This is a genomic window from Streptomyces purpureus (assembly GCF_014648195.1).
Taxonomy (GTDB): domain Bacteria; phylum Actinomycetota; class Actinomycetes; order Streptomycetales; family Streptomycetaceae; genus Streptomyces; species Streptomyces purpureus.
Map to the genome: position 1 here is coordinate 267,139 of NZ_BMQQ01000005.1, position 22,232 is coordinate 289,370.

21 protein-coding genes and 1 riboswitch are annotated in these 22,232 nt (G+C 72.9%); of the genes, 14 read left to right on the top strand and 7 right to left on the bottom strand.

Annotated features, from left to right (window positions below; translation table 11 throughout):
• Positions 1-115 precede the first annotated feature (115 nt).
• Together IEZ01_RS09910 and IEZ01_RS09915 are read right to left on the bottom strand one after the other, a co-directional pair.
• Positions 116-349: a ferredoxin gene (locus tag IEZ01_RS09910; RefSeq protein WP_019885942.1), complete on the bottom strand. Its 234-nt coding sequence runs from the start codon at positions 347-349 to the stop codon at positions 116-118.
• Positions 349-1,809 (bottom strand): aldehyde dehydrogenase, encoded by a 1,461-nt coding sequence (locus IEZ01_RS09915; RefSeq protein ID WP_019885943.1) that lies wholly within the window; start codon positions 1,807-1,809, stop codon positions 349-351. Before IEZ01_RS09915 ends, IEZ01_RS09910 begins: the two co-directional genes overlap by 1 nt.
• Positions 1,810-1,939: 130 nt before the next feature.
• Here IEZ01_RS09915 and IEZ01_RS09920 point away from each other — a divergent pair, with 130 nt between their 5' ends.
• On the top strand, positions 1,940-2,977 hold the full coding sequence (locus IEZ01_RS09920) for a Strvi_7410 family MBL fold metallo-hydrolase (RefSeq protein WP_019885944.1): 1,038 nt from the start codon (positions 1,940-1,942) through the stop codon (positions 2,975-2,977).
• Between the two features lie 36 nt (positions 2,978-3,013).
• On the opposite strand, the gene IEZ01_RS09925 is transcribed toward IEZ01_RS09920, so the two are convergent.
• Positions 3,014-3,307 (bottom strand): hypothetical protein, encoded by a 294-nt coding sequence (locus IEZ01_RS09925; protein ID WP_189201128.1) that lies wholly within the window; start codon positions 3,305-3,307, stop codon positions 3,014-3,016.
• Positions 3,308-3,524: 217 nt separating this feature from the next.
• A riboswitch (cobalamin riboswitch) is annotated at positions 3,525-3,618 on the top strand.
• A 134-nt stretch (positions 3,619-3,752) separates the two neighbouring features.
• On the opposite strand from IEZ01_RS09925, the gene IEZ01_RS09930 reads away from it, so the two are divergent.
• From IEZ01_RS09930 to IEZ01_RS09955, 6 genes are all read left to right on the top strand, one after another.
• A complete protein-coding gene (locus IEZ01_RS09930) occupies positions 3,753-5,057 on the top strand; it encodes an SCO2321 family membrane protein (protein ID WP_189201130.1) in 1,305 nt (434 codons plus the stop codon).
• Positions 5,054-5,728: an SCO2322 family protein gene (locus tag IEZ01_RS09935; RefSeq protein ID WP_019885949.1), complete on the top strand. Its 675-nt coding sequence runs from the start codon at positions 5,054-5,056 to the stop codon at positions 5,726-5,728. The genes IEZ01_RS09930 and IEZ01_RS09935 overlap by 4 nt, the downstream gene beginning before the upstream one ends.
• The gene (locus IEZ01_RS09940) at positions 5,728-6,849 is read left to right on the top strand and encodes an energy-coupling factor transporter transmembrane component T (RefSeq protein WP_028797477.1); all 1,122 of its coding nucleotides are present in this window, start codon (positions 5,728-5,730) and stop codon (positions 6,847-6,849) included. The genes IEZ01_RS09935 and IEZ01_RS09940 overlap by 1 nt, the downstream gene beginning before the upstream one ends.
• The gene (locus IEZ01_RS09945) at positions 6,846-8,909 is read left to right on the top strand and encodes an ABC transporter ATP-binding protein (RefSeq protein WP_189201132.1); all 2,064 of its coding nucleotides are present in this window, start codon (positions 6,846-6,848) and stop codon (positions 8,907-8,909) included. Before IEZ01_RS09940 ends, IEZ01_RS09945 begins: the two co-directional genes overlap by 4 nt.
• Entirely contained in the window at positions 8,906-9,793 is an 888-nt protein-coding gene (locus IEZ01_RS09950; RefSeq protein ID WP_019885954.1) for an ECF transporter S component, read from the top strand. Before IEZ01_RS09945 ends, IEZ01_RS09950 begins: the two co-directional genes overlap by 4 nt.
• 256 nt (positions 9,794-10,049) lie before the next feature.
• A complete protein-coding gene (locus IEZ01_RS09955) occupies positions 10,050-10,475 on the top strand; it encodes an aggregation-promoting factor C-terminal-like domain-containing protein (RefSeq protein WP_189201134.1) in 426 nt (141 codons plus the stop codon).
• Positions 10,476-10,637: 162 nt separating this feature from the next.
• Here the strand turns inward: IEZ01_RS09955 and IEZ01_RS09960 are convergent, their stop codons facing one another.
• Entirely contained in the window at positions 10,638-11,816 is a 1,179-nt protein-coding gene (locus IEZ01_RS09960; RefSeq protein WP_019885958.1) for a steroid 3-ketoacyl-CoA thiolase, read from the bottom strand.
• Between the two features lie 239 nt (positions 11,817-12,055).
• Here IEZ01_RS09960 and IEZ01_RS09965 point away from each other — a divergent pair, with 239 nt between their 5' ends.
• Positions 12,056-13,303, top strand: coding sequence for a cytochrome P450 (locus tag IEZ01_RS09965; RefSeq protein WP_019885960.1), 1,248 nt, complete (start codon positions 12,056-12,058; stop codon positions 13,301-13,303).
• Between the two features lie 129 nt (positions 13,304-13,432).
• Positions 13,433-14,518 (top strand): DUF2330 domain-containing protein, encoded by a 1,086-nt coding sequence (locus IEZ01_RS09970; RefSeq protein ID WP_028797478.1) that lies wholly within the window; start codon positions 13,433-13,435, stop codon positions 14,516-14,518.
• Between the two features lie 63 nt (positions 14,519-14,581).
• Here IEZ01_RS09970 and IEZ01_RS09975 read toward each other — a convergent pair whose 3' ends face one another.
• Positions 14,582-14,923: a DUF397 domain-containing protein gene (locus tag IEZ01_RS09975; protein WP_019885962.1), complete on the bottom strand. Its 342-nt coding sequence runs from the start codon at positions 14,921-14,923 to the stop codon at positions 14,582-14,584.
• Positions 14,924-15,120: 197 nt separating this feature from the next.
• Here IEZ01_RS09975 and IEZ01_RS09980 point away from each other — a divergent pair, with 197 nt between their 5' ends.
• Both IEZ01_RS09980 and IEZ01_RS09985 read left to right on the top strand, forming a co-directional pair.
• Complete coding sequence (locus tag IEZ01_RS09980; RefSeq protein ID WP_019885963.1) at positions 15,121-15,465, top strand: antibiotic biosynthesis monooxygenase family protein; 345 nt, start codon at positions 15,121-15,123, stop codon at positions 15,463-15,465.
• Positions 15,466-15,502: 37 nt separating this feature from the next.
• Entirely contained in the window at positions 15,503-15,991 is a 489-nt protein-coding gene (locus IEZ01_RS09985) for a GNAT family N-acetyltransferase (RefSeq protein ID WP_189201136.1), read from the top strand.
• Between the two features lie 83 nt (positions 15,992-16,074).
• On the opposite strand, the gene IEZ01_RS09990 is transcribed toward IEZ01_RS09985, so the two are convergent.
• A complete protein-coding gene (locus IEZ01_RS09990) occupies positions 16,075-18,123 on the bottom strand; it encodes an MFS transporter (protein WP_189201138.1) in 2,049 nt (682 codons plus the stop codon).
• A 184-nt stretch (positions 18,124-18,307) separates the two neighbouring features.
• On the opposite strand from IEZ01_RS09990, the gene IEZ01_RS09995 reads away from it, so the two are divergent.
• Positions 18,308-19,381 carry a peptidoglycan-binding domain-containing protein gene (locus tag IEZ01_RS09995; RefSeq protein ID WP_189201140.1) on the top strand — a complete coding sequence of 358 codons (1,074 nt, stop codon included), beginning with the start codon at positions 18,308-18,310 and terminating at the stop codon, positions 19,379-19,381.
• 166 nt (positions 19,382-19,547) lie between these two features.
• Positions 19,548-20,204 carry an HAD-IA family hydrolase gene (locus IEZ01_RS10000; protein WP_019885968.1) on the top strand — a complete coding sequence of 219 codons (657 nt, stop codon included), beginning with the start codon at positions 19,548-19,550 and terminating at the stop codon, positions 20,202-20,204.
• A 346-nt stretch (positions 20,205-20,550) separates the two neighbouring features.
• On the opposite strand, the gene IEZ01_RS10005 is transcribed toward IEZ01_RS10000, so the two are convergent.
• Positions 20,551-21,315: an ABC transporter permease gene (locus IEZ01_RS10005; RefSeq protein ID WP_189201143.1), complete on the bottom strand. Its 765-nt coding sequence runs from the start codon at positions 21,313-21,315 to the stop codon at positions 20,551-20,553.
• A 205-nt stretch (positions 21,316-21,520) separates the two neighbouring features.
• On the opposite strand from IEZ01_RS10005, the gene IEZ01_RS10010 reads away from it, so the two are divergent.
• Positions 21,521-22,165 carry an HNH endonuclease family protein gene (locus IEZ01_RS10010; protein ID WP_019885970.1) on the top strand — a complete coding sequence of 215 codons (645 nt, stop codon included), beginning with the start codon at positions 21,521-21,523 and terminating at the stop codon, positions 22,163-22,165.
• The last annotated feature ends 67 nt before the right edge of the window (positions 22,166-22,232 follow it).

A 22,232-nucleotide genomic window follows, 5' to 3' on the forward strand; every position in this document is an offset into this window, starting at 1 on the left:
CGACGGCCCGCGGTGTCGCTGTCCTGCGCCTGATCGTTCCCCACCTCTGTTCGACCACCGCCGGGCACGGTTCGCCCGGCGGTGCCGCAGGAGTGTCGCACGGGGCCCGGGACGGCTACTCCTCGGGCGGGAAGACCGGTTCGCCGCTGTCCAGCAGGGTGATCGTGATGGCTTCGACCGGGCAGCCCTCCGCCGCCGCGAGGACCTTCTCGTTGGCGTCGGAGTCCGGGTGGCGGGGGTGCGACTGGCGGGCGGTGTCGAGGGTGAAGCCGTCCGGGGCGTGGTTCAGGCACATGGCCGAGCCGATGCAGACGCTCCGGTCGACCTCGACGTGCCAGCGGTCTCCCATCACGCACCTCCGTGCCCGGCCGGCAGGTGGATCATCTTGTGTTCCAGGTACTCGCCGTATCCCTCGGGGCCGAACTCCCGGCCCAGGCCGGAGTTCTTGTAGCCGCCGAACGGGCCGAGCATGTCGAGGCTGAAGGTGTTGACGTTGAAGGTGCCGGTGCGCACCTGGCGGGCGAAGTCGATGCCGTGGTCGACGTCGGCGGTCCAGACGCTGCCGCTGAGGCCGTAGTCGGAGTCGTTGGCGATCCGCAGGGCCTCGTCCTCGTCGCCGTACGGGAGGAGGCAGATCACCGGTCCGAAGATCTCCTCGCGGGCGATGCGCATGGTGTTGTCGACGCCGCCGAAGAGCGTGGGCTCGACGTACCAGCCGCGGTCCAGGCCGGCCGGGCGGCCGCCGCCGGCGAGGATCTTGGCGCCCTCCTCCTGACCGAGGCGGATGTAGTCGAGGGAGCGTTCCCGCTGGCGGCGGGCGACGAGCGGGCCGACCTGGGTGGCCGGGTCGAGCGGGTCGCCGACGACGAGGGCTCCGGCGGCCGCGGCGAGGGCCTCGGCTATCTCGTCGTAGCGGCCGCGGGGCGCGAGGATGCGGGTCTGGGCGACGCAGGCCTGGCCGTTGTTCATCCAGGCGGCCGGGACGATCCCCGCGACGGCGGTGTCCAGGTCGGCGTCCGGCAGGATGACGGCGGCGGACTTGCCGCCGAGCTCGAGGGTGACGCGGGTGAGGTTGCGGGAGGCCACCTCCATGACGCGCCGGCCCGCGGCGACCGAGCCGGTGAAGGAGACCTTGTCGATGCCGGGGTGGCCGACGAGGTACTCGCTGACCTCGCGGTCGGCGGGCAGGATCGACAGGACGCCCTCCGGCAGTCCGGCCTCCCGCGCGATCTCGGCGAGGACGTAGGAGTCGAGCGGCGACTCGGGCGAGGGCTTGAGGACGACCGTGCAGCCCGAGAGCAGCGCGGGGCCGAGCTTGGCGGCGGCGGTGAACTGCGGCACGTTCCAGGGCACGACCGCCGCGACGACCCCGACCGGTTCGCGGCGCACCAGGATCGGCCCGAGGACACCGGCGCGTTCGGCCTCGTGGGGGAAGTCACGGGCGACGGTGATCGCCGCGTCCCAGACCATCATCGCGCCGAGGGCCTGGGCGAGGACGCTCCAGGAGTACGGGGAGCCGTTCTGGGAGCTGACGAGGCGGGCGATCTCCTCGTGGCGTACGAGGATGGCGTCCTTGATGCGGGTGACGACGGCGATCCGCTCGTCCAGGGTCATCCGCGGCCAGGGCCCGCGGTCGAAGGCGGCCCGGGCGGCGGCGACGGCGCGGTCCACGTCGGCGGTGGAGGCGTGCGGGACGCGGCCGATGACCTGTTCGGTGTGCGGGGAGATCACCTCGATGACGTCGCTGCCGAGCGGATCGGTCAACTCGCCGCCGATGTACAGCTTTCCGTGCTCCACAAGCTCGGTCATGACCGACTGCCTCCCGGAACCCGCTATGTGTCTGACTGGGCATCAGAACTGATACCAGTTCTAGTTATAGTGGGCAATGGCCGAGCAAGTACCGAGCAAGTGCCGTGCCGTCGTGGAGAGATGAGGGCCCATGAGCCAGGTGGTCGAGCACGGTGGCGGTGTCTGGTCGATCAAGGTGCCCATTCCGGACAATCCGCTGGGACACACCCTCGTCCATCTCCTCGACACCGACCGCGGGCCGGTCCTCGTCGACACCGGGTGGGACGATCCGGCCTCCTGGGAGGAGCTCACCGGGGGCCTCACCGCCCTCGGAACCTCCGTGGGCGAGATCCACGGCGTCGTGATCACCCACCACCACCCCGACCACCACGGGCTGTCCGGCCAGGTACGGGAGGCCTCGGGGGCGTGGATCGCCATGCACGCCGCCGACACGGCCGTCGTCCGCCGCACCCGCGCCTCCGAACCGGGCGACTGGCTCGACTACCTCGCGCGCAAGCTGGAGGCCGTCGGCGCCCCGCCGGAGCACACCGCCCCGCTGCGGGCGGCCCGTTCCGGCGGCCGGATGCGCACACTGCCCGGACTCCGGTCCGCCCTCCCCGACCGGGAGATCGTGCCCGGCGAACTCCTCGACCTGGCCGGGCGGCGGCTGCGCGCGATCTGGACGCCCGGCCACACCCCCGGCCACGTCTGCCTGCACCTGGAAGAGGACCACCCGGCCCGGCTGCCCGGCCACGGCCGCCTCTTCTCCGGCGACCACTTGCTGCCCGGGATCTCCCCGCACATCGGCCTGTACGAGGACCCGGACGACGCGACCGTCACCGACCCGCTCGGCGACTACCTCGCCTCGCTGGAGCGGATCGGGCGGCTCGGCGTGGCGGAGGTGCTGCCCGCGCACCAGCACGCCTTCACCGACGCGGCCGGCCGGGTCGGCGAGCTGCTGCGCCACCACGAGGAGCGGCTGACCGGCCTGCTGTCCCTGCTGGCCACCCCGCTCACCCCCTGGCAGCTCGCCGAGCGGATGGAGTGGAACCGGCCCTGGGACCAGATCCCCTACGGATCGAGGAACATCGCGGTCAGCGAGGCCGAGGCCCATCTGCGGCGGCTGGTGAAGCTGGGCCGCGCGGAGGCGGTGCCGGGCACCGACCCGGTGACGTACGTGGCGGTGTGAGCCCGGGCGCCCTGCTGGCTGCTCACGGTCGGCGGCTCACGCCCGCACGATCCGGAGCACCGACGCGATCAGCAGGACGGGTGACACCACCACTCCCACGAGGCCCATCGGTACGGCCACCCATATGAGGAAGTGGTCGCCGGCCTCGTACGGCATGTCCTCGGCCACGATCATGACCCACGCCACGTGCGGGGCCGTGCCCGCGAGCAGCGCGATCCAGTAGAGACCGACCCCCGCCGACCACAGCCGCACCCCGACGACCGGCACGGCCATCAGGCGCTTCCGGTAGACGTGCAGCCAGACCATCGCGCCGATGGGCACCAGGGTCACGGGGAAGCGCCACCAGTGGTTCATCGCCCACCGGTGGGCGCCGCTCTGCCGCTCCGACTCGGAGGGGAACCGCGCCGCCTGCTCCAGCAGGTCGAACCCGCCCCCGGCGTGGTTCCGTCACGTCCCGCCGGGGGTGCGTGTGAGGCGCCTCGCATCCCCCCGGCCGCCCGGAGTACGGGCCGGTAGAGTGTGCGAGTCGTCATCTTGCCCGTACGGGGGAAAGCCGGTGCAAATCCGGCACTGACCCCGCAGCCGTGAGCCGTCGTCGACAGTCGGAGTCAGCAGTCGACGGGACGGTGAGTCGGAACGCCTCGCACGGGTACGTGACCGGCTCGCGTCCGCCGGGATCCGCCCGGTGGGCAGGCACCGTCGAGGTATACGGAGCCGGAGCCTGGTGCCTCCGTGTGCCGGTGCCCCGGCCCCCGCAGGAGAGGCCAGCACCGCCATGACCACCGTCCGCCGCAGCGCCGCCACGCTCGTCGCCACCGCACTGCTGTGCACCGGTGCCGTCGGAGCCGTCGCCCCCGCCGCGACCGCCGCGCCCTCCCCGAAGCCGACGACACCGACGCTCCCGGCCGGCCTGTACGGCACGAAGGACCCGACGTACGACGGAGTCTGGCGGCAGTCCCTCGCGTTCCTGGCCCAGCAGACGGCCGGGGTGAAGCCCGCCCAGGTGTCCGTGGACTGGCTGCTCGGCCAGCAGTGCGGCAGCGGCGCCTTCGCCTCGTACCGCCCCGACCCGGCCAAGACCTGCGACCCGGCCACCATGCTGGACGTCAACGCCACCGCCGTCGCCGTGCAGGCGCTCAACGGCATCGAGCGGAACCCGGCGACCGCGACCGCCGCCACCACGGCCTCCGCCGGGCCGAGCCCGGCCGTGCACCCGGTCAGCGCGGCCGTCGCCGCCGGAGCGGGCTGGCTCAAGGGCGCGCAGAACAAGGACGGCGGCTGGGGCTACAACCCCGGCAGCCCCAGCGACGCCAACTCCACCGCGCTCGTCGTCAGCACCCTCGCCGCCCTCGGCCAGCAGCCGGGCGCCGTGAAGTCCGCGGCCGGCAAGAGCCCGTACGACGCACTGATCACCTTCGCCAAGCCGTGCGCCGACAAGGACGGCCCGGGCGCCTTCGCCTACCAGCCCGACAAGACCGGCAAGCTCTTCGCCAACGGCGACGCCACCGCCGCCGCCACCCTCGCCGGGCTCGGCAAGCCGATGAACACCCGTGGTGTGAAGCCGGATCAGAAGCCCACCTGCGAGGACATGGACGAGCGCACCGCCGAGCGGGTCGCCCGCAACGGCGCCTCCTACCTCGCCACCGCGCTCGCGAAGACCGGCCACCTCGTCCAGCCGCCGATGCCCGGCGCCACCGACCCCACCCCGAAGCCGGACTTCGGCAACACCGCCGACGCCGTGGTCGCCCTCGCCGCCGCCGGGCACGGCCCCCAGGCCATGCCCGCACTGAGCTGGCTGGAGAAGAACTCCCCGGCCTGGGCGAAGGAGAACGGCCCCGCCGCCTACGCCCAGCTGGTCTTCGCCGCGCACGCCATGGGCGCCAACCTCCGTGACTTCGGCGGCACCGACCTCGTCGAGCAGCTGAACGCCACCGGGCCCGCGCCGCAGGCCCCCACCGGCAGCCCCGACACCGCCGAGGACGAGGACTTCAACGTGTGGTGGATCGTCGGTATCGGCCTGCTCGCCGGTGTCGGCGTGGGCTTCCTGCTCAGCGGCCGCCGCAAGGGGAAGCAGCAGTGAGGGCCGCGCGCCGGCTCCTGTCGGCGCTGGCCCTGGGTGCCGTGCTGACCGGGCTCGGCGCCGGGCCGGCGCAGGCCGCCGGATACCGCTACTGGTCGTTCTGGCAGGGCGGCGCGGGCGGGACCTGGGCGTACGCGACGCAGGGCCCGGCCACCGCCCGCCCGGCCGACGGCGACGTCACCGGCTACCGCTTCTCCGTCAGCGAGGACTCGGCCGACTCGTCCCGGCCGCGTACCGCCCCCGACTTCGCCGCCCTGTGCGCCGCCGTGCCGGCCAAGGACGGTATGAAGCGGGTCGGGGTCGTCGTCGACTTCGGGGCCCCGGCCGACGCGCCCAAGGGCGAGACACCGCCCGAGCCGAAGACCGGCTGCGCGCAGGTGGCGCCCGAGGCGACCGCCGCGGAGGCGCTGGCGGCCGTCGCCAAGCCGCTGCGCTACAACGACCAGGCGCTGCTGTGCGGGATCGCCGGATATCCGCGGACGGGCTGCGGCGAACAGGTGGCGGAGAAGACCGGGTCCGCCCCGGCGGCCTCGTCGCCCTCCCCCGCCGCCTCGGCCGCCGACGGCAACGACGACGGCGGCCCGTCGGTCGGTGCGTACGCGGGGATCGTGGCCGTGGCCGCGCTCGCGGGCGGGGCGCTGTGGCAGGCCCGCCGGCGCCGACAGCGCTGATGGCGTTCCCGTCCGGGACGACGCTCCGCCCGCTGCGCGCCCCCGAGGCGAACCGGAGCAACGCCCTGCACGCCGGGGCCTGGTGGCTGTGGGCGCTTGGGCTTGCCACCGCCGCGTCCCGCACCACCAATCCGCTGCTCCTCGGTCTGCTCGTGGGCGTGGCGGGATATGTGGTGGCGGCCCGGCGCACGGACGCGCCATGGGCCCGCTCGTACGGCGCGTTCGTGAAGCTGGGGCTGTTCGTGGTCGCGGTCCGGCTCGTCTTCACGATGGCCCTCGGCTCGCCGATCCCGGGGACGCATGTGCTCTTCACCGTGCCGGAGGTGCCGCTGCCCGACTGGGTGCAAGGGGTGCGGATCGGCGGCCGGTTCACCGCCGAGCAGCTGGTGTTCGCGCTGTACGACGGCGCGAAGCTGGCGACCCTGCTGATCTGTGTGGGCGCGGCGAACGCGCTCGCCAACCCGGCGCGGCTGCTGAAGTCGCTGCCGGGAGCGCTGTACGAGGCCGGGGTCGCGGTCGTGGTGGCGATGACGTTCGCGCCGAACATGGTCGCGGACGTGGTGCGGCTGCGGACGGCGCGGCGGCTGCGCGGGCGGCCGACGGGCGGCGTGAAGGCGGTGCTCCAGATCGGGCTGCCGGTGCTGGAAGGCGCGTTGGAGCGGTCGATCGCGGTGGCCGCGTCGATGGACGCGCGGGGGTACGGGCGGACGGCCGAGGTCCCGGCGGCGGTGCGGCGGACGACGAACGTGCTGACGCTGGGCGGGCTGCTTGGGGTGTGCGCCGGTTCGTACGGGCTGCTCGCGGCGTCCGGAGCGGGGTACGGGTTTCCGGTGCTGGTGGGCGGTCTGCTGGCGGCGGCGGGCGGCCTCGCCCTCGGTGGGCGCAGGTCGGTCCGTACCCGCTACCGGCCCGACCGGTGGGGCGTACGCGCCTGGCTGGTGGCCGGGTCCGGCGTGGCCGTCGCCGCGCTGATGATCTGGGCGGCGGCGTACGACCCGGGGGCCCTGCACCCGGGGGTCGTCCCGCTGACCGCGCCGCAGCTGCCGTTGTGGCCGGCGCTTTCCGTACTGGTGGGCCTGGTGCCCGCGTTCGTGGCCCCGGTGCCGAAGGAGTCGTCGTGATCCGGTTCGAGAACGTCTCGGTGACGTACACAGGCGCGTCGGCTCCGACGCTGGCGGCCGTGGACCTGGAGGTGCCGGAGGGGGAACTGGTGCTGCTGGTCGGCCCGTCGGGGGTCGGCAAGTCCACGCTGCTCGGGGCGGTGTCGGGTCTTGTGCCGCACTTCACGGGCGGGACGCTGCGGGGCCGGGTGACGGTCGACGGCCGCGACACGCGTCTGCACAAGCCGCGGGAGCTGGCGGACGTCGTGGGGACGGTCGGGCAGGACCCCCTTGCCCATTTCGTCACGGACACGGTCGAGGACGAGCTCGCGTACGGGATGGAGTCGCTGGGGCTCGCGCCGGAGGTGATGCGGCGCCGGGTGGAGGAGACGCTCGACCTGCTGGGCCTGGCGGAGCTCCGCGACCGTCCGATCGCGACGCTCTCGGGTGGGCAGCAGCAGCGGGTCGCGATCGGTTCCGTGCTGACCCCGCACCCCAAGGTCCTCGTCCTCGACGAGCCGACGTCGGCGCTGGACCCGGGGGCGGCGGAGGACGTCCTCGCGGTGCTCCAGCGGCTGGTGCACGACCTGGGCACGACGGTCCTGATGGCGGAGCACCGGCTGGAGAGGGTGGTGCAGTACGCGGACCGGGTGGTCCTCCTTCCGGAGGGGGTCATGGGCCCACCGGCCGACATCATGTCGCTGTCGCCGGTGTTTCCGCCGGTGGTGGACCTGGGGCGGCTGGCGGGGTGGTCGCCACTGCCGCTGACGGTGCGGGATGCCCGGCGGCGCGCCGGGGATCTGCGCGCCCGCCTGGCGGGCCGCGCGCCTGCGCCCGCGGCGGCTGGGCCGACGGGGCCGACCGGTTGTTCGGCTCCGCCGGCGTCCGGCTCCGCGGCGTCCGGGCCGACGGCGCCGGGGGCGGGGCCTGGGCCGGCGGGGCCGACGGCGGGGCGGGGTGGGGGTTCAACCCCGCCGGCGTCCGACCCCGCGGCGCCTGGGCCGACGGCGGGTGGGGGCCCTGCGGGGCTTCTCCCCCACCCCGCCCCTTCCCGTAACTGGGGGCTCCGCCCCCAGACCCCCGCGCCTCAAACGCCGGCGGGGCTGAACATGCCCGCGCCCACCGACCCCCGGCCGGGCCCCCGACCCCCCACGCTTCGAACCCCGGCGGGGCTGAATACCCCGCCGCAGGGCGCGGGGGCGGCAGCCCCCGTCGAGGAGCCCCCCACCAGGCCCCGGCAGGGTTTCGGGAAGGGGCGGGGTGGGGGGATCTCCCGGTTCTGGCGACGCCGCACCGACGCCCCGGCGCCCGTACCCACCTCCACCCCCTCCCCGCTCCTCGCCGTCGACGCCCTCGGCGTCCGCCGCGGGCGCGTCGAGGCGCTCCGGCGGGTGGATCTGCGCGTCCGGGCCGGCGAGACCGTCGCGCTCATGGGGCGTAACGGCGCCGGCAAGTCGACGCTGCTCAACGCGCTCGTGGGCACGCTCGCGCCCACCTCCGGCAGCGTCCTCGTCGGGGGACGGGTGCCGCACCGGACCGCGCCGCAGGAGCTGATCCGGGAGGTGGGGCTCGTACCGCAGGAGCCGCGCGATCTGTTGTACGCGGACACCGTGGCCGCCGAGTGCGCCGCCGCCGACGCCGACGCGGGTGCCCCGCCGGGGACCTGCCGGGCCCTGGTGTCGGAGCTGGTGCCGGGCGTGGCGGACGACACGCATCCCCGGGACCTGTCCGAGGGGCAGCGGCTGACGCTCGCGCTCGCCGTCGTCCTCACCGGCCGCCCCCCGCTGCTGCTGCTCGACGAGCCGACGCGGGGTCTCGACTACGCCGCCAAGGGCCGGCTGGTGCGGATCCTGACCGGGCTGGCCGCCGAGGGGCACGGCATCGTCCTCGCCACGCACGACGTGGAGCTCGCCGCCGAGCTGGCCCACCGGGTGGTGATCCTCGCCGACGGGGAGGTCGTGGCGGACGGCCCGGCGGCGGAGGTCGTCACGTCCTCGCCGGCCTTCGCGCCGCAGGTGGCGAAGATCCTCGCGCCGGGGCCGTGGCTCACCGTCGGACAGGTCCGGGAGGCCCTGCGATGAGCGGGACGGACGGGAAGAGCGGCGCCCGGCCGCTGCGCCTCGGGCCGCGCTCTGCCGCCGCGCTCGCGCTGATCACCACGGTCGGGGTGGTCGCCTTCGGCTGGCCGCTGCTCGCGGACGGTGACAGCGCGGTCACGGATCACGCGGCCGACGCCCCGTGGCTGTTCGCTGCGCTGCTGCCGCTTCTGGTCGCGGTCGTGGTGGCCACGATCGCGGACGCGGGCATGGACGCGAAGGCCGTGGCGATGCTGGGCGTCCTCGCCGCCGTCGGCGCGGCGCTGCGGCCGCTGGGGGCGGGGACGGCCGGTCTGGAGCCGATGTTCTTCCTGATGGTGCTGAGCGGCCGGGTCCTGGGGCCGGGCTTCGGCTTCGTCCTGGGCGCGGTGACGATGTTCGCGTCCGCGCTGCTCACGGGCGGGGTCGGGCCGTGGATGCCGTTCCAGATGCTGTCGATGGCGTGGTTCACGATGGGCGCGGGGCTGCTGCCGGGCCCGGAGCGGCTGCGCGGCCGGGGCGAGCTGCTGATGCTGGCGGGGTACGGGGCCGTGGCGGCGTTCGCGTACGGCACGGTCATGAATCTGCAGGGCTGGGTGCTGCTGCAGGGGATCGGTACGGGCATCGCCTTTCAGCCGGGCGAGCCGGTCCACGAGAACCTGGTCCGGTTCGCGGCGTACTGCCTGGCGACCTCGATGGGCTGGGATCTGGGGCGCGCGGCCCTGACCGTCGTACTGACGCTGACCGTCGGCGGGACGCTGCTGAAGGCGCTGCGAAGGGCGACCAGGAGAGCCAACTTCGAGGCCCAGGTCACATTTGAGGGCCCTGCCCCTGAGGCGCAGGTCACAGCGGAGGGTCCCGGCACGGTGAGGCGCCCCACAGGACCTTAGTCCTCCCCTAGGGGGAGTAGTAGATCTTTTAGGGGGCCCTGAGGGCCCGGAAATCGACCCGCGACCTGCACATATGCGCAATATGCCCGTCTTGGGACCTTTGCCGGGGATGCGATGCGGGCTAGTAAGAGGGGTCGTTGCAGCGGGCTTCCCGGCCTGCTTGTCTGGATGACGTCGCCGGGCACCGCCGCAGCGTGGTGCCGGCAGCCAACTCCCCCACCCCCTGGTGTGGTTCCGGCTTGCCTGGCGACAGCCAATGTCCCCGACGTTAGGTCGATCTGTGTTCCGCTCGCTCGCCGCTCGTGTCACCACCCGCAAGAAGTCCGTCGCCGTCACCGCAGCCGTGCTGCTGGGCGCCTCGGGAGCGGTGCTCGGCACGACCGCGCCGGCTTCGGCCGCGACTCCGCAGGAGATCGCCCGGAAGATCGTCCCGGCCGACCAGTTCGCCTCGTTCAGCAAGATCGTTGAGCACGAGTCGCACTGGAAGCACACTGCCACCAACCCCTCCAGCGGCGCGTACGGCCTGGTCCAGGCCCTGCCGGCCTCCAAGATGGCCACCGCCGGTGCCGACTGGAAGACCAACCCCGCCACCCAGATCAAGTGGGGTCTGGACTACATGAACGACCGCTACGGCAGCCCGAACGCCGCCTGGTCCTTCTGGCAGGCCAACGGCTGGTACTAAGCCGCCGGTACGAAGCCGCCGCATGTGACGACACGCCCTGGTGGGTGACCGCGAAGGTCGCCCACCAGGGCTTCGTCATGTCCGGGACGGCGTCACGCGCGGGGCGTGATGCCCTGGGACGGCGTCATGTGCGCGGCCTCACAGGCGGTCATGTGCGTGGCGTCACAGGCGCTGGATGATCGTGCCGGTCGCCAGCGCCCCGCCCGCGCACATCGTGATCAGCGCGAACTCCTTGTCGCTGCGCTCCAGTTCGTGCAGGGCCGTGGTGATGAGCCGGGCCCCGGTCGCGCCGACCGGATGGCCGAGGGCGATCGCGCCGCCGTTGACGTTGACCTTCGTGAGCCCGTCCAGGTCCTGCTCGAAGACCTGCGCCCAGCTCAGCACCACCGACGCGAACGCCTCGTTGATCTCGACCAGATCGATGTCCTTGAGGGACATCCCCGCCTTGCCGAGCACGGCCCGGGTCGCGTCGATCGGCCCGTCCAGATGGAAGTGCGGATCGGCGCCGACGAGGGCCTGGGCGACGATCCTGGCCCTCGGTTTCAGTTTGAGCGCGCGGGCCATCCGCTTGGACGCCCACATCAGGGCGGCGGCCCCGTCGGAGATCTGCGAGGAGTTGCCGGCGGTGTGCACGGCGGTGGGCATGACCGGCTTCAGCCCCGCCAGCGCCTCCATCGACGTGTCGCGCAGCCCTTCGTCGCGGTCGACCAGGCGCCACATGCCCTGTCCGGCGGCCTGCTCCTCCTCGGTCGTCGGGACCTGGACCGCGAACGTCTCCCGCTTGAACCGCTCCTCGCTCCAGGCGACGGCGGCCCGCTCCTGGGAGATCAGCCCCAGGGCGTCGACCCGCTCCCGGGTCAGGCCGCGGCGGCGAGCGATCCGCTCGGCGGCCTCGAACTGGTTCGGCAGGTCGACGTTCCACTCGTCCGGCCAGGGCTTCCCAGGGCCGTGCTTGGAGCCGGAGCCCAGCGGCACACGGGACATCGCCTCGACCCCGCAGCTGATGCCGATGTCGACGACCCCGGCGGAGATCATGTTGGCGACCATGTGGCTGGCCTGCTGCGAGGAGCCGCACTGACAGTCGACGGTCGTCGCGGCGGTCTCGTACGGCAGTCCCATGGCGAGCCAGGCGTTGCGCGCCGGGTTCATGGACTGCTCGCCGGCGTGGGTGACCGTACCGCCGACGATCTGCTCGACGCAGTCGGGCTGGATGGCGGTCCGGCCGAGGAGTTCTCGGTAGGTCTCGCCCAGGAGGTAGGCGGGGTGGAGGTTGGCGAGCGCGCCGTGGCGCTTGCCGATGGGGGTGCGTACGGCTTCGACGATGACGGGTTCCGCGGCCATGGGCTCGTCCTCTCCTCGCACACCGGCGGGGGCGTCCCGGCGCCCGCTGCGCGGTGAACTAGTACGCGTTCTAGTTCTGAGTGCAGTCTTATGAGTGCTACCCGCGGTACGCAAGGGTTGTGCACGCCCCTACAAGCCATTCCGCGCGCAACAGTTCCGGCTGCGGCTCTTGCTACTTGTAGAACTCGTTACTACCTTTCGGACACCTTCTGATGGTCCGTCAGACACTGGAGACGCCGATGCCCTGTCCCGCGCTCCCCGACGGGTTCGACTTCACCGACCCCGATCTGCTCCAGAGCCGCATACCCTTCCCGGAGTTCGCCCAGCTGCGGCAGACCGCTCCGGTGTGGTGGTGCGCCCAGCCGCGCGGCATCACGGGCTTCGACGACGAGGGGTACTGGGCCGTCACCCGGCACGCGGACGTCAAGTACGTCTCCACACACCCGGAGCTCTTCTCCTCCACCGCCAACACGGCCGTCATCCGCTTCAACGAGCACATCACCCGCGAACAGATCGAGGTCCAGCGGCTGATCATGCTGAACATGGACCCGCCCGAGCACACCCGGGTCCGCCAGATCGTCCAGCGCGGCTTCACCCCGAGGGCGATACGGAGTCTGGAAACCGCCTTGCGCGCCCGCGCCCACCGCATCGTCGAGGAGGCGCGCGAAAACACCGCCGCCGACGGCTCCTTCGACTTCGTCACGCAGATCGCCGTCGAACTCCCCCTCCAGGCCATCGCCGAACTCATCGGCGTCCCCCAGGAGGACCGGGCCCGTATCTTCGACTGGTCGAACAAGATGGTCGCGTACGACGACCCCGAGTACGCGATCACCGAGGAGGTCGGCGCCGACGCCGCCATGGAACTCATCGGCTACTCGATGAACATGGCCGCCGCCCGCAAGGAGTGCCCCGCCCACGACATCGTGACCCAGCTCGTCGCGGCGGAAGGCGAAGGCAACCTCAACTCCGACGAGTTCGGCTTCTTCGTCCTGCTCCTCGCCGTCGCCGGCAACGAGACCACACGTAACGCCATCAGCCACGGCATGCACGCCTTCCTCACCCACCCCGAGGAATGGGAGCGGTACAAGCGCGAGCGCCCCGCCACCACCGCCGAGGAGATCGTCCGCTGGGCCACACCCGTCGTGTCCTTCCAGCGCACGGCCACCCAGGACACCGAACTCGGCGGCCAGAAGATCAAGAAGGGCGACCGGGTCGGGCTCTTCTACTCCTCCGCCAACCACGACCCCGAGGTCTTCGAGCACCCCGAGGTCTTCGACATCACCCGCGACCCCAACCCGCACCTCGGCTTCGGCGGCGGCGGACCGCACTTCTGCCTCGGCAAGTCCCTCGCCATCCAGGAGATCGACCTCATCTTCAACGCGCTCGCCGACGCACTGCCCGACCTGGAGGCGGTCGGCGACCCGCGCCGGCTGCGCGCGGCCTGGCTCAACGGCATCAAGGAGCTCCGCGTCCGGGTCCCCGGCTGACCGGCGCCGCCGGAGCGCTCCCCCTGCTCGGGAGGCGGGGGCCTCACCCCCACGCCCCGCCCTCGCCTCCCGCGACTCCCCTCCACAAGGTTCCGGAACCGGATCTTCCTCACCGGCGTCTGAGCCGTCATGCGGGGGAAACAAAGAATCCTGACACTGGTGTTCGCGCTGCTGGCGATGCAGCTGGGGTCGCTGATCAGCCCGGCGTACGCCTGCGGCTGCGGCGCCATGGTCACCGACCCGTCGACCCGGTTCGGCGTCGACCGTGAGACGTCGGTGGTCCACTGGGACGGCCGTACGGAACAGATCGTGATGCGCTTCACCGTCGGCGGGAACGCGCCGCGGGCGGCCTGGATCATGCCCGTACCCAGCCGGGCCACCGTCGAGCTCGGCGACCACCGCCTCTTCAGCGACCTCTACCGGCGGACCCGGCCCGAGCTCCGGACGCGCCACTACTTCTGGCCGCGCTGGCGCGACCTGCCCTTCGCCGGCAACACCGACGGCGCCTCGGCCGGCGCCCCGCCCATGGCCGCAGCGCCCCCGGTCGGTGTCGTCGGCCGGGAGCGCCTCGGCGCCTTCGACGTCGCCCGGCTCACCGCCACCGACCCGGAGGCGCTGCGCGGCTGGCTGGAGGCGAACGGCTTCGAACTGCCGGACCGGCTCGCCACCGAGGTGAAGCCGTACGTCGAGCAGAAGTGGGAGTACGTCGCCGTCCGCCTCGCCCCCAAGGAGCAGGGCCAGACGCTCGGCGGCACCCTCGATCCGCTGAAGATCCGCTTCGCCAGCGACCGGCTGGTATACCCGATGCGACTCTCCCGCCTGGCCAAGTCCCCGCAGTCGCTCGGCCTGTACGTCCTCGCCGAGCACCGCATGGAGCCGAAGAACGGCATCGGCGGCGCGGCGCCGGAGGTGACGTTCGCCGGGACCGTCGAGCCGGAGGAGCCGGAGAGCCCGCTCGCGGCCCTGACCGGCGGGAAGCCGGCCTTCCTGACCGCCGTCGAGCAGTACTTCCCCGAGCCGTCCCGGATCAACGGCGACCATGAACTGACCGCGACCGCCGAGGACACCCCCTACCGCCGCGCCATCTACCGCGACCGGCTGCTGAAGGTCGGCGGCTTCCCGGCGTGGCTGCTCACCGTGACGGGTGTGGCGGTGGCGGGGCTCGCGACGTTCGTGACCGTGCGGGTCCGCCGGCGCGCGGCAGCGGCGGCCTGAGGGGCCTGAACGACGCCCCGCCGTGGCCACGGTGGCCGGGGCGGCGGCTGCGATCCGGCGGCATCAGACCGCAGCCGCCAGGGAGGCGGCGTCCATCTCCTCGTCGGTGGCCAGGAAGTCGTCGAACTCCCCGTCCTTGACACCCTGGACGAACTTGGTGAGCTCGGCGCGGGTGAAGAGGAGCACCGGGCTGTCGGGGTCCTTGTCGTCCGAGAGCGCCACCATGCGCGTACCGTCCGGGACGTGAGGGTGCGGATGGCCCAGGGCGGCGGGTGCCACGGCCAGGATCACGCAGTCCTTGAGGATGGGGTCCAGGTCCGTGCGGCTCGCCTTGCGCCAGGCGAGCCCGGGGGCGTTGCTGTTCTCGTACGGCTTGCTGGTGCGGCCATTGGTGATCGTACCCATGCGAACTGTTCCTTTCGGTCGAGCCTCGTCGAGCCTCTCTGTCGAGCCTTCCGCGGCGTCCATGACCCCGCTCCTACTGCTACGGACGAAGCGGGGGAGGAAACTCAACTCGTCCTCACGCCGATTCGACGGCCCGATGTAAGAGACTGCTCGTGAAGGGGCCCAGGTGGGCCCGCCCGTTCGGTGAGAGGTGTCATGTGCCCAGCGTCGTGAAGATCAATGTCCTGACCGTGCCGGCCGAGCAGCGTGAGGTCCTGGAGAAGCGGTTCGCCTCGCGGGCGGGGGCCGTGGAGGGGTCCGACGGGTTCGAGTGGTTCGAGCTGCTGCGGCCGGTAGAGGGCACCGACCAGTACCTCGTCTACACCCGCTGGCGCAGCGAGGAGGACTTCCAGGCGTGGATGGAGGGCCCCATGAAGGCGGCCCACCAGGGCGGCGGTCAGGGCGGCCCCGGCGGCGAGGGCGGGGAGCGGCCGAAGCCGGCCGCGTCCGCGTCCACGCTGTGGTCCTTCGAGGTCGTGCAGCAGGCCGGCCCGAAGAATTGAGGGGCGTGGCCGGGCCAGACCCGGTCACAATGCCCGCATGCAGTGGATCATCACCCCGGAGCGGTACGACACCGCCGACGCGACCGCCCTTCGCCGTGACTACTACGACGAGGTGGCGAGCCGCTACTGGCGGCGCCCCGCGACCGAGGCGGAGATGGACGAAGGGCTCACCGGCGACGGCGCGGAGGAACTCGCACCGCCCACCGGTGAGTTCCTCGTCGGGCGGTACGGCGGATCGCCGGCGGCCTGCGGTGGTGTGCTGCTGCTCGACGCGGAACGGGCCGAGCTGACACGGGTGTTCCTCCGCCCCGCGTTCCGGGGCACCGGCGGCGCGGGCCTGCTCCTCGGGGCGCTGGAGGACGCGGCCCGGGGCCTCGGCGCCCGCCGCATGGTCCTCAACACCCGGCTCGACCTCATCGAGGCCCGGACGCTGTACACACGGCACGGCTACGCGGAGATCCCCGCGTACTGCGAGGGCCCGTACATGGAGATCTGGTACGGGAAGGAGCTCGCCGCCCGGGTGTGAGCGGGCGGCCCGGCGTAGCCGCGGTGTGAGCGGTCGGCCAGGTGTGGGCAGGCGGCCGGGGTCCTACCGGGGGGCGGCGGCCGTCAGGCGTGGTGGTCGCGGGGCGGCGGCGGGCCGTAGGGGCGTTCGTCGTCCGACCCGCTCAGCTCCGCGGTCAGCTCCTCCACGAGCTTGATCAGATCCGTCGGCCGGTCGGGGCTCCACCAGTCGCCGAGCAGCTGGGCGAGGGACTCCTCGCGAGCCTTCGCCAGCCTGGCCGCGACCTCCACGCCCTCGTCGGTCAGCATCAGCTGGAGCCCTTCGCGGCGCGCAAGACGGCGCTCCTCGACCTGCCGCGACGCCTCGGTGACGGCGCGCAGCGGTACGGACGTCTGCTCGGCGAGCCGGGCCGGCTCGACCGTGCCGTGACGCCTGATCCGCAGCAGCAGCCAGCTCGCGGCGGGCAGCAGGTCGAGACCGGCACGGCGGGTGATCTTCTCGTACACCGCCTTGCGTCCCTCCCGCGAGCCGAGGACCGACAGGGCGCGGGCGCACTCCTCGTACGAGGACCGCTCGACGGGGTTGCTGGCGAGGGTCTGGGTGGTGTCGGGCGCGGTGACCGAGCCACGCAGCTTGTCCTCGCGCAGGAAGCAGGCGACGAGGAACGCGACCAGGACGACGGGCGAGGCGTACAGGAAGACGTCCGTGATGGAGGTCGCGTACGCGTGCAGCACCGACGGGCGCAGCTCGGGCGGGAGTTGGGCGATCGCGCGCGGGTCGGCGGCTAGCTGGTCGGCGTCCGCGCCCGGCGGCACCTGCTGTCCGGCGAGCGCGGATCGCAGCTTGTCCGTGAGGCGGTTGGCGAAGACCGTGCCGAAGACGGCGACTCCGAAGGAGGCGCCGATGGAGCGGAAGAACGTGGCTCCGGAGGTGGCGACGCCGAGGTCCGCGTACGGCACGGCGTTCTGCACGACCAGGACGAGGACCTGCATGACCAGGCCGAGACCGGCGCCGAAGACGAAGAAGTACAGGCTCATCTCCCAGGTCGAGCTGGTCTCGTGGAGCTGGTGGAGCAGGAGCAGCCCGAGGGCGGTGAGGCCGGTGCCGGCGACGGGGAAGACCTTCCAGCGGCCGGTGCGGGCGACGATCTGCCCGGAACCGGTGGAGGTCAGGAACAGGCCGAGCACCATCGGCAGCATGTGCACCCCGGACATCGTGGGGGTGACGCCCTGGACGACCTGGAGGAACGTCGGCAGATAGGTCATCGCGCCGAACATGGCGAAGCCGACGACGAAGCTGATGACGGAGACGAGGGTGAAGGTGCGGATCCGGAACAGCTTCAGCGGCAGGACGGGTTCGGCCGCGCGCCGTTCGACGAGGACGAAGACGACGAGGAGTACGGCTCCGAGGACGGCGAGGGCGATGATCTGCGCCGAGCCCCAGGCCCAGGTGGTGCCGCCGAGTGAGGCGACCAGGACCAGGCAGGTGGCGACCGAGGCGATGAGGAACGTACCGAGGTAGTCGATGCGGTGCCGGGTGCCGTGCGCCGGGATGTGCAGGACGCCGGCGATGACGAAGAGCGCGACGACGCCGATGGGCAGGTTGATGTAGAAGACCCAGCGCCAGGAGAGGTGCTCGGTGAACAGCCCGCCGAGCAGTGGCCCGAGGACACTCGTGGCACCGAAGACCGCGCCGAACAGACCCTGGTACTTCCCGCGTTCGCGCGGCGAGACGAGATCGCCGACGATCGCCATCGACAGCACCATGAGTCCGCCGCCGCCCAGGCCCTGGACGGCGCGGAAGGCGATGAGCTGCGGCATGTTCTGGGCGATGCCGCAGAGCGCGGAGCCGATGAGGAAGATGACGATGGCGGCCTGGAAGAGCTTCTTGCGGCCGTACTGGTCGCCGAGCTTGCCCCACAGCGGTGTCGCGGCGGTGGAGGCGAGCATGTAGGCGGTGACCACCCAGGACAGATGCTCCATGCCGCCGAGTTCGCTGACGATGGTCGGCAGGGCGGTGGAGACGATGGTCTGGTCGAGGGCGGCGAGCAGCATGCCGAGCAGCAGCGCCCCGATGGCGACCAGCACCGTGCGGTGGCTACGGCCCTCGCCCGGCACCGGTCCGGCGGCCGGGGTGCGTACTTCCTGCGCCATGGACATCCCCTTCGCTGGCCATCGCTGGCCTCGCTGGCCTTCGACTGCACCCTCCATCGTGGTGGCTCTGTCCCGTTATGGCCTGCCGAGGGGTGCGGTAGGAGGGACCGGAGGGCGGGTGCCTTGGGCGGACCGGGGGTGGCCTGCATAATCGCTGGCAGTTTCAAGGGGAGGGAAAACCACTGTGGCGGCACACGTGTGTCCTGAGTGCGGTACGCCGCCGAGCCCGGACGGCAGACCGGGGCCGGCCTGCGGCTGTGCGCGGGCGGCCGACCTCGCGGCGCGGAAGGCGGACGACATCGCGGCGGCGGAGGCCTTCGACCCGCTACGCATCCGCCCGTACGTGAATCTGGGCCCGCGGACGCCGCAGGAACCGGAGGCGCCCACCGCGCCGATCCCGCTGGTGACCGGGCCCGCGGAACCCGTACCCGCGGAACCGGCACCCGCCGCGGAGCAGACGATGCCGCTGTTCCTGGGCGCGCCGCCGCCCGGCACCGGTGACGGCGGCCCTGGCCCTGGCCCGGGCTCCGGTGCATATGGATCCGGCTCCGGCTCCGGTGCGTACGAGCCCGGTGGGCATGAGCGGGGGGTGTGCGAGTCGGGCACGTACGAGCTCGGTACGTACGACGAGGAGCCGCGCCGTCGGCGGACCGGCGCCATGGTGGGCGTCGCGGCGGCCGTGGTCGTCGTGTTCGCCGCCGCCGCGTTCGCCGGAGGCCTGTTCGACAGCAAGGACGCCCCGGCCGCACTGCCCGCGACGGCGACGGGCGGGCCGGCCACCGCCGTCTCCCAGGCGCCGTCGGAGTCGGTCTCGCCGTCCGCCTCCCCGTCCGTCTCGGACTCGGCCTCGGCGTCGGCGTCCGCCTCCCCGTCCGCCTCGCCGTCGCCGTCGAGCGCGTCACCGAGCGCCTCCGCGTCCTCCGCCCCGGCCGAACCGTCCCCCTCGAAGTCCTCGTCAACGCCTTCCGCCCCGCCGTCGGCGTCGCAGCCGGCGAGCCAGGCGCCCACCACGGCCCCGGCCGCGGGCACGCTGCGGCGTGGCGACTCCGGCCCCGAGGTCGCCCAGCTCCAGAGCCGCCTCTACGAGGTGGGGCTGTACCGCGGCCCGATGAACGGCAGGTACGGCGAACGGGTCGAGAACGCCGTGGCCGAATACCAGTGGAGGCACGACATCTGGGACGACCCCATGGGCGTCTACGGGCCGAACACGCGCCGGGCACTGGAGGCCGAGACGACCGGCGAACGGGAGCGCCGCTGAGGGCCGCGCGCCGGACTAGGACCCGGCAGGAGAGCCGCGGAGGGGGCGGACTGGCGCGGGACCGCCAAAGTTTTGTATCGTGAAGAAACAAAGTGGCCCCGCTCGTACTCCCTGACCGGCGGGCGGGTCCACTTCGTTCTCTTTTCCCCTGTCCAGGAGACCGCCCATGCTGACCGCCCGCGCCTTCCTCCTCGACATGGACGGCACACTCGTCAATTCGGACGCGGTGGTGGAGCGCTGCTGGCGCCGCTGGGCGGAGCGCAACGGCCTCGACCCGGACGAGGCGCTGAAGGTGGTCCACGGCCGCCAGGGCTACGCCACGATGGCGGCGCTGTTGCCGGACCGGCCCATGGAGCTGAACCACGCCGACAACCGCGTGATGCTCGCCGAGGAGACCGCGGACCTCGACGGGGTCGTCCCGGTCGACGGCGCGGCCGCCTTCCTCGCCGCCATCGCCGAGCTGCCGCACGCCCTGGTCACCTCGGCCGACGAAGCCCTCGCGCAGGCCCGTATGGGCGCCGCCGGGCTGCCGATCCCCGTGACGCGGGTCACGGCCGAACGGGTCGGCGCCAGCAAGCCGGACCCGGAGGGCTTCCTCAAGGGCGCGGCGGAGCTGGGCTTCGCCCCGGCGGACTGCCTGGTCTTCGAGGACAGCCAGGCCGGCATCGAGGCGGGCCGCGCGGCCGGCATGCGGGTGGTGGGCGTCGGCCCACGCGCCGCGGCCTTCGCCCCCGACGTCCACGTACAGGACCTGACGGAACTGCGGGTGGAGCCGACGGCAGACGGCTCGTTCCTGCTGCACGTCGCCTCTTCCGCCGCGTAGCCCGACGGCACGGCCCGGGCGGGAGGCGGCCCGGCGAGGCCGGCGGCACCCCCATGGCGAGCGGCTCGTCCGGGCGCGCCCCGGCGGCCCGTCACGGCCGCGATGCTCGTCCGGGCGCATCCCGGCGGCCCCTCACGGCCGCGAGACTCCCCAGTCCGAGCGCGCCTCGGCGGCACATACCGGGTGAGGCGTCCGAGGTCGGGCACCCGCCGGGCCGTGGCGCCCTTGGCCGGGCGGCTCCCCGCCGCGCGTCACGACCTCGGGACGCCGTCCAGGCCTTCGGTTCGCCCCGCGGCCGTCATGGCTGCGGGCGCTCATAGCCCGGGGTGCGCACTCTTCCCTCGCGTCACACGCGCCCGGCGCCCGCCGTCGTCGCCTCCTCGCGGTGCAGGAGGCCCCGGGCGACCAGTTCCAGGACGGCGGCCACCGCCACGGCCTGTACCGCCATCAGCCCCACCAGCACGAACAGCTGCACCGCACCCGCCTGTACGGGTGACGCGCCGCCGAGCAGCATGCCCACGAACGCGCCCGGCAGGGTGACGAGCCCGACCGTCCTGGTCTGATCGAGCCCCGGCAGCAGCGCGTCGGCCGCGGCCGGTCGGGCGATCTCCAGGCGGGCGTCCCGATCCGGCAGCCCGAGCGCGAGCCCCGCCTCCACCTCCCCGCGCCGCGCCGCCAGCTCGTCCAGCGCGCGGCGCCCGCCCAGTACGGTCGCGGTGAGCGCCCCGCCGATCAGGATGCCGGTGACCGGGATCAGGGCGACGCCCTTGACCGGTACGAGCCCGGTGAGCAGCAGCGCGGCCACGACCGGGACGACGCCCGCCGCGAGCGGCACCGCGGCCCACCACCAGGACCCGTTGGTGGTGAGCCGGCGTCCGGCGGTCCGTACCGCGACCGCGTACATCAGCAGCAGGAAGCCGAGCAGCAGCGGCACCGACCGCATCACCCAGCCGATCACCAGCGAGACGACGAGCAGCTGGACGGCGGCGCGGGCGCCCGCGGCGAGGTGGGCCCGACCCCGGCCCAGCTGGGCGAGAGCCGCGACGGTGGCGCCGACGGCGAGCAGGGCGGCCAGAACCGCACCAAATGTGGCGTTGACGGGCAGCAGCACACCCCAACCCTACGGACCCACCCCAACACTTCGGACGCAGAAGTGAACTGCCGATGCGTCACAACCCCTTGAAGTGACGTGCTCATGTCGCCACGCTGTTACCTGGCGCATTCCCCCAGGAAACCTGGCGCCGCCACGATGACCGAGCCGCCGAGCCGCCCGACCGGGCGTCCGGCCAAGGTCCCCCCACATCAAGGGAGTTCACATGTCCGGTGTCTACGCGCGTCGAATAGGTGTCACGCTCGCCGCGGCCGTTCTGACCGCAACCGGCCTCCTGGCCACCGCCCCCGCCGCCCAGGCGGCCCCGCCCACCCCGATCAGCGCCGACACCGCCCGGACCTACCTCGGTCAGCTCACGGTCAAGCCCGAGGGATCCTCCAGCGGCTACAGCCGGGACCTCTTCCCGCACTGGAGCACCGTCTCGGGCGCCTGCAACACCCGCGAGACCGTCCTCAAGCGCGACGGCGTGAACGTCGTCCAGGACTCCAGCTGTGCCGCCGTCAGCGGAAGCTGGTACTCCGAGTACGACGGCGCGACCTGGACCGCCGCCTCCGACCTCGACATCGACCACGTCGTCGCGCTGGCCGAGGCCTGGCGCTCCGGCGCCAACTCCTGGACCACCTCCAAGCGCCAGCAGTTCGCCAACGACCTGACCCGCCCCCAGCTCATCGCCGTCACCGACAACGTGAACCAGGCCAAGAGCGACCTCGACCCGGCCGAGTGGCTGCCGCCGCGCACCGCGTACCGCTGCACCTACGCCCGGATGTGGGTGCATGTGAAGCACAGCTGGGGCCTCTCCGTCGACTCCGCCGAGAAGAGCGCGCTGCAGTCCGTCCTGAACGCCTGCTGAACCGTAAACGCCTGCTGAACCGTTCCTGCCCGAACGGTTCCCGACTGAGCGTTCCCGGCTGAGCGGT

Coding starts and splice junctions, on each gene's coding strand:
- IEZ01_RS09910 (WP_019885942.1), bottom strand. CDS start 349: ATGGGAGACCGCTGGCACGTCGAGGTCGACCGGAGCGTCTGCATCGGC.
- IEZ01_RS09915 (WP_019885943.1), bottom strand. CDS start 1,809: ATGACCGAGCTTGTGGAGCACGGAAAGCTGTACATCGGCGGCGAGTTG.
- IEZ01_RS09920 (WP_019885944.1), top strand. CDS start 1,940: ATGAGCCAGGTGGTCGAGCACGGTGGCGGTGTCTGGTCGATCAAGGTG.
- IEZ01_RS09930 (WP_189201130.1), top strand. CDS start 3,753: ATGACCACCGTCCGCCGCAGCGCCGCCACGCTCGTCGCCACCGCACTG.
- IEZ01_RS09940 (WP_028797477.1), top strand. CDS start 5,728: ATGGCGTTCCCGTCCGGGACGACGCTCCGCCCGCTGCGCGCCCCCGAG.
- IEZ01_RS09950 (WP_019885954.1), top strand. CDS start 8,906: ATGAGCGGGACGGACGGGAAGAGCGGCGCCCGGCCGCTGCGCCTCGGG.
- IEZ01_RS09955 (WP_189201134.1), top strand. CDS start 10,050: ATGTCCCCGACGTTAGGTCGATCTGTGTTCCGCTCGCTCGCCGCTCGT.
- IEZ01_RS09960 (WP_019885958.1), bottom strand. CDS start 11,816: ATGGCCGCGGAACCCGTCATCGTCGAAGCCGTACGCACCCCCATCGGC.
- IEZ01_RS09965 (WP_019885960.1), top strand. CDS start 12,056: ATGCCCTGTCCCGCGCTCCCCGACGGGTTCGACTTCACCGACCCCGAT.
- IEZ01_RS09970 (WP_028797478.1), top strand. CDS start 13,433: ATGCGGGGGAAACAAAGAATCCTGACACTGGTGTTCGCGCTGCTGGCG.
- IEZ01_RS09975 (WP_019885962.1), bottom strand. CDS start 14,923: ATGGGTACGATCACCAATGGCCGCACCAGCAAGCCGTACGAGAACAGC.
- IEZ01_RS09985 (WP_189201136.1), top strand. CDS start 15,503: ATGCAGTGGATCATCACCCCGGAGCGGTACGACACCGCCGACGCGACC.
- IEZ01_RS09990 (WP_189201138.1), bottom strand. CDS start 18,123: ATGGCGCAGGAAGTACGCACCCCGGCCGCCGGACCGGTGCCGGGCGAG.
- IEZ01_RS10000 (WP_019885968.1), top strand. CDS start 19,548: ATGCTGACCGCCCGCGCCTTCCTCCTCGACATGGACGGCACACTCGTC.
- IEZ01_RS10010 (WP_019885970.1), top strand. CDS start 21,521: ATGTCCGGTGTCTACGCGCGTCGAATAGGTGTCACGCTCGCCGCGGCC.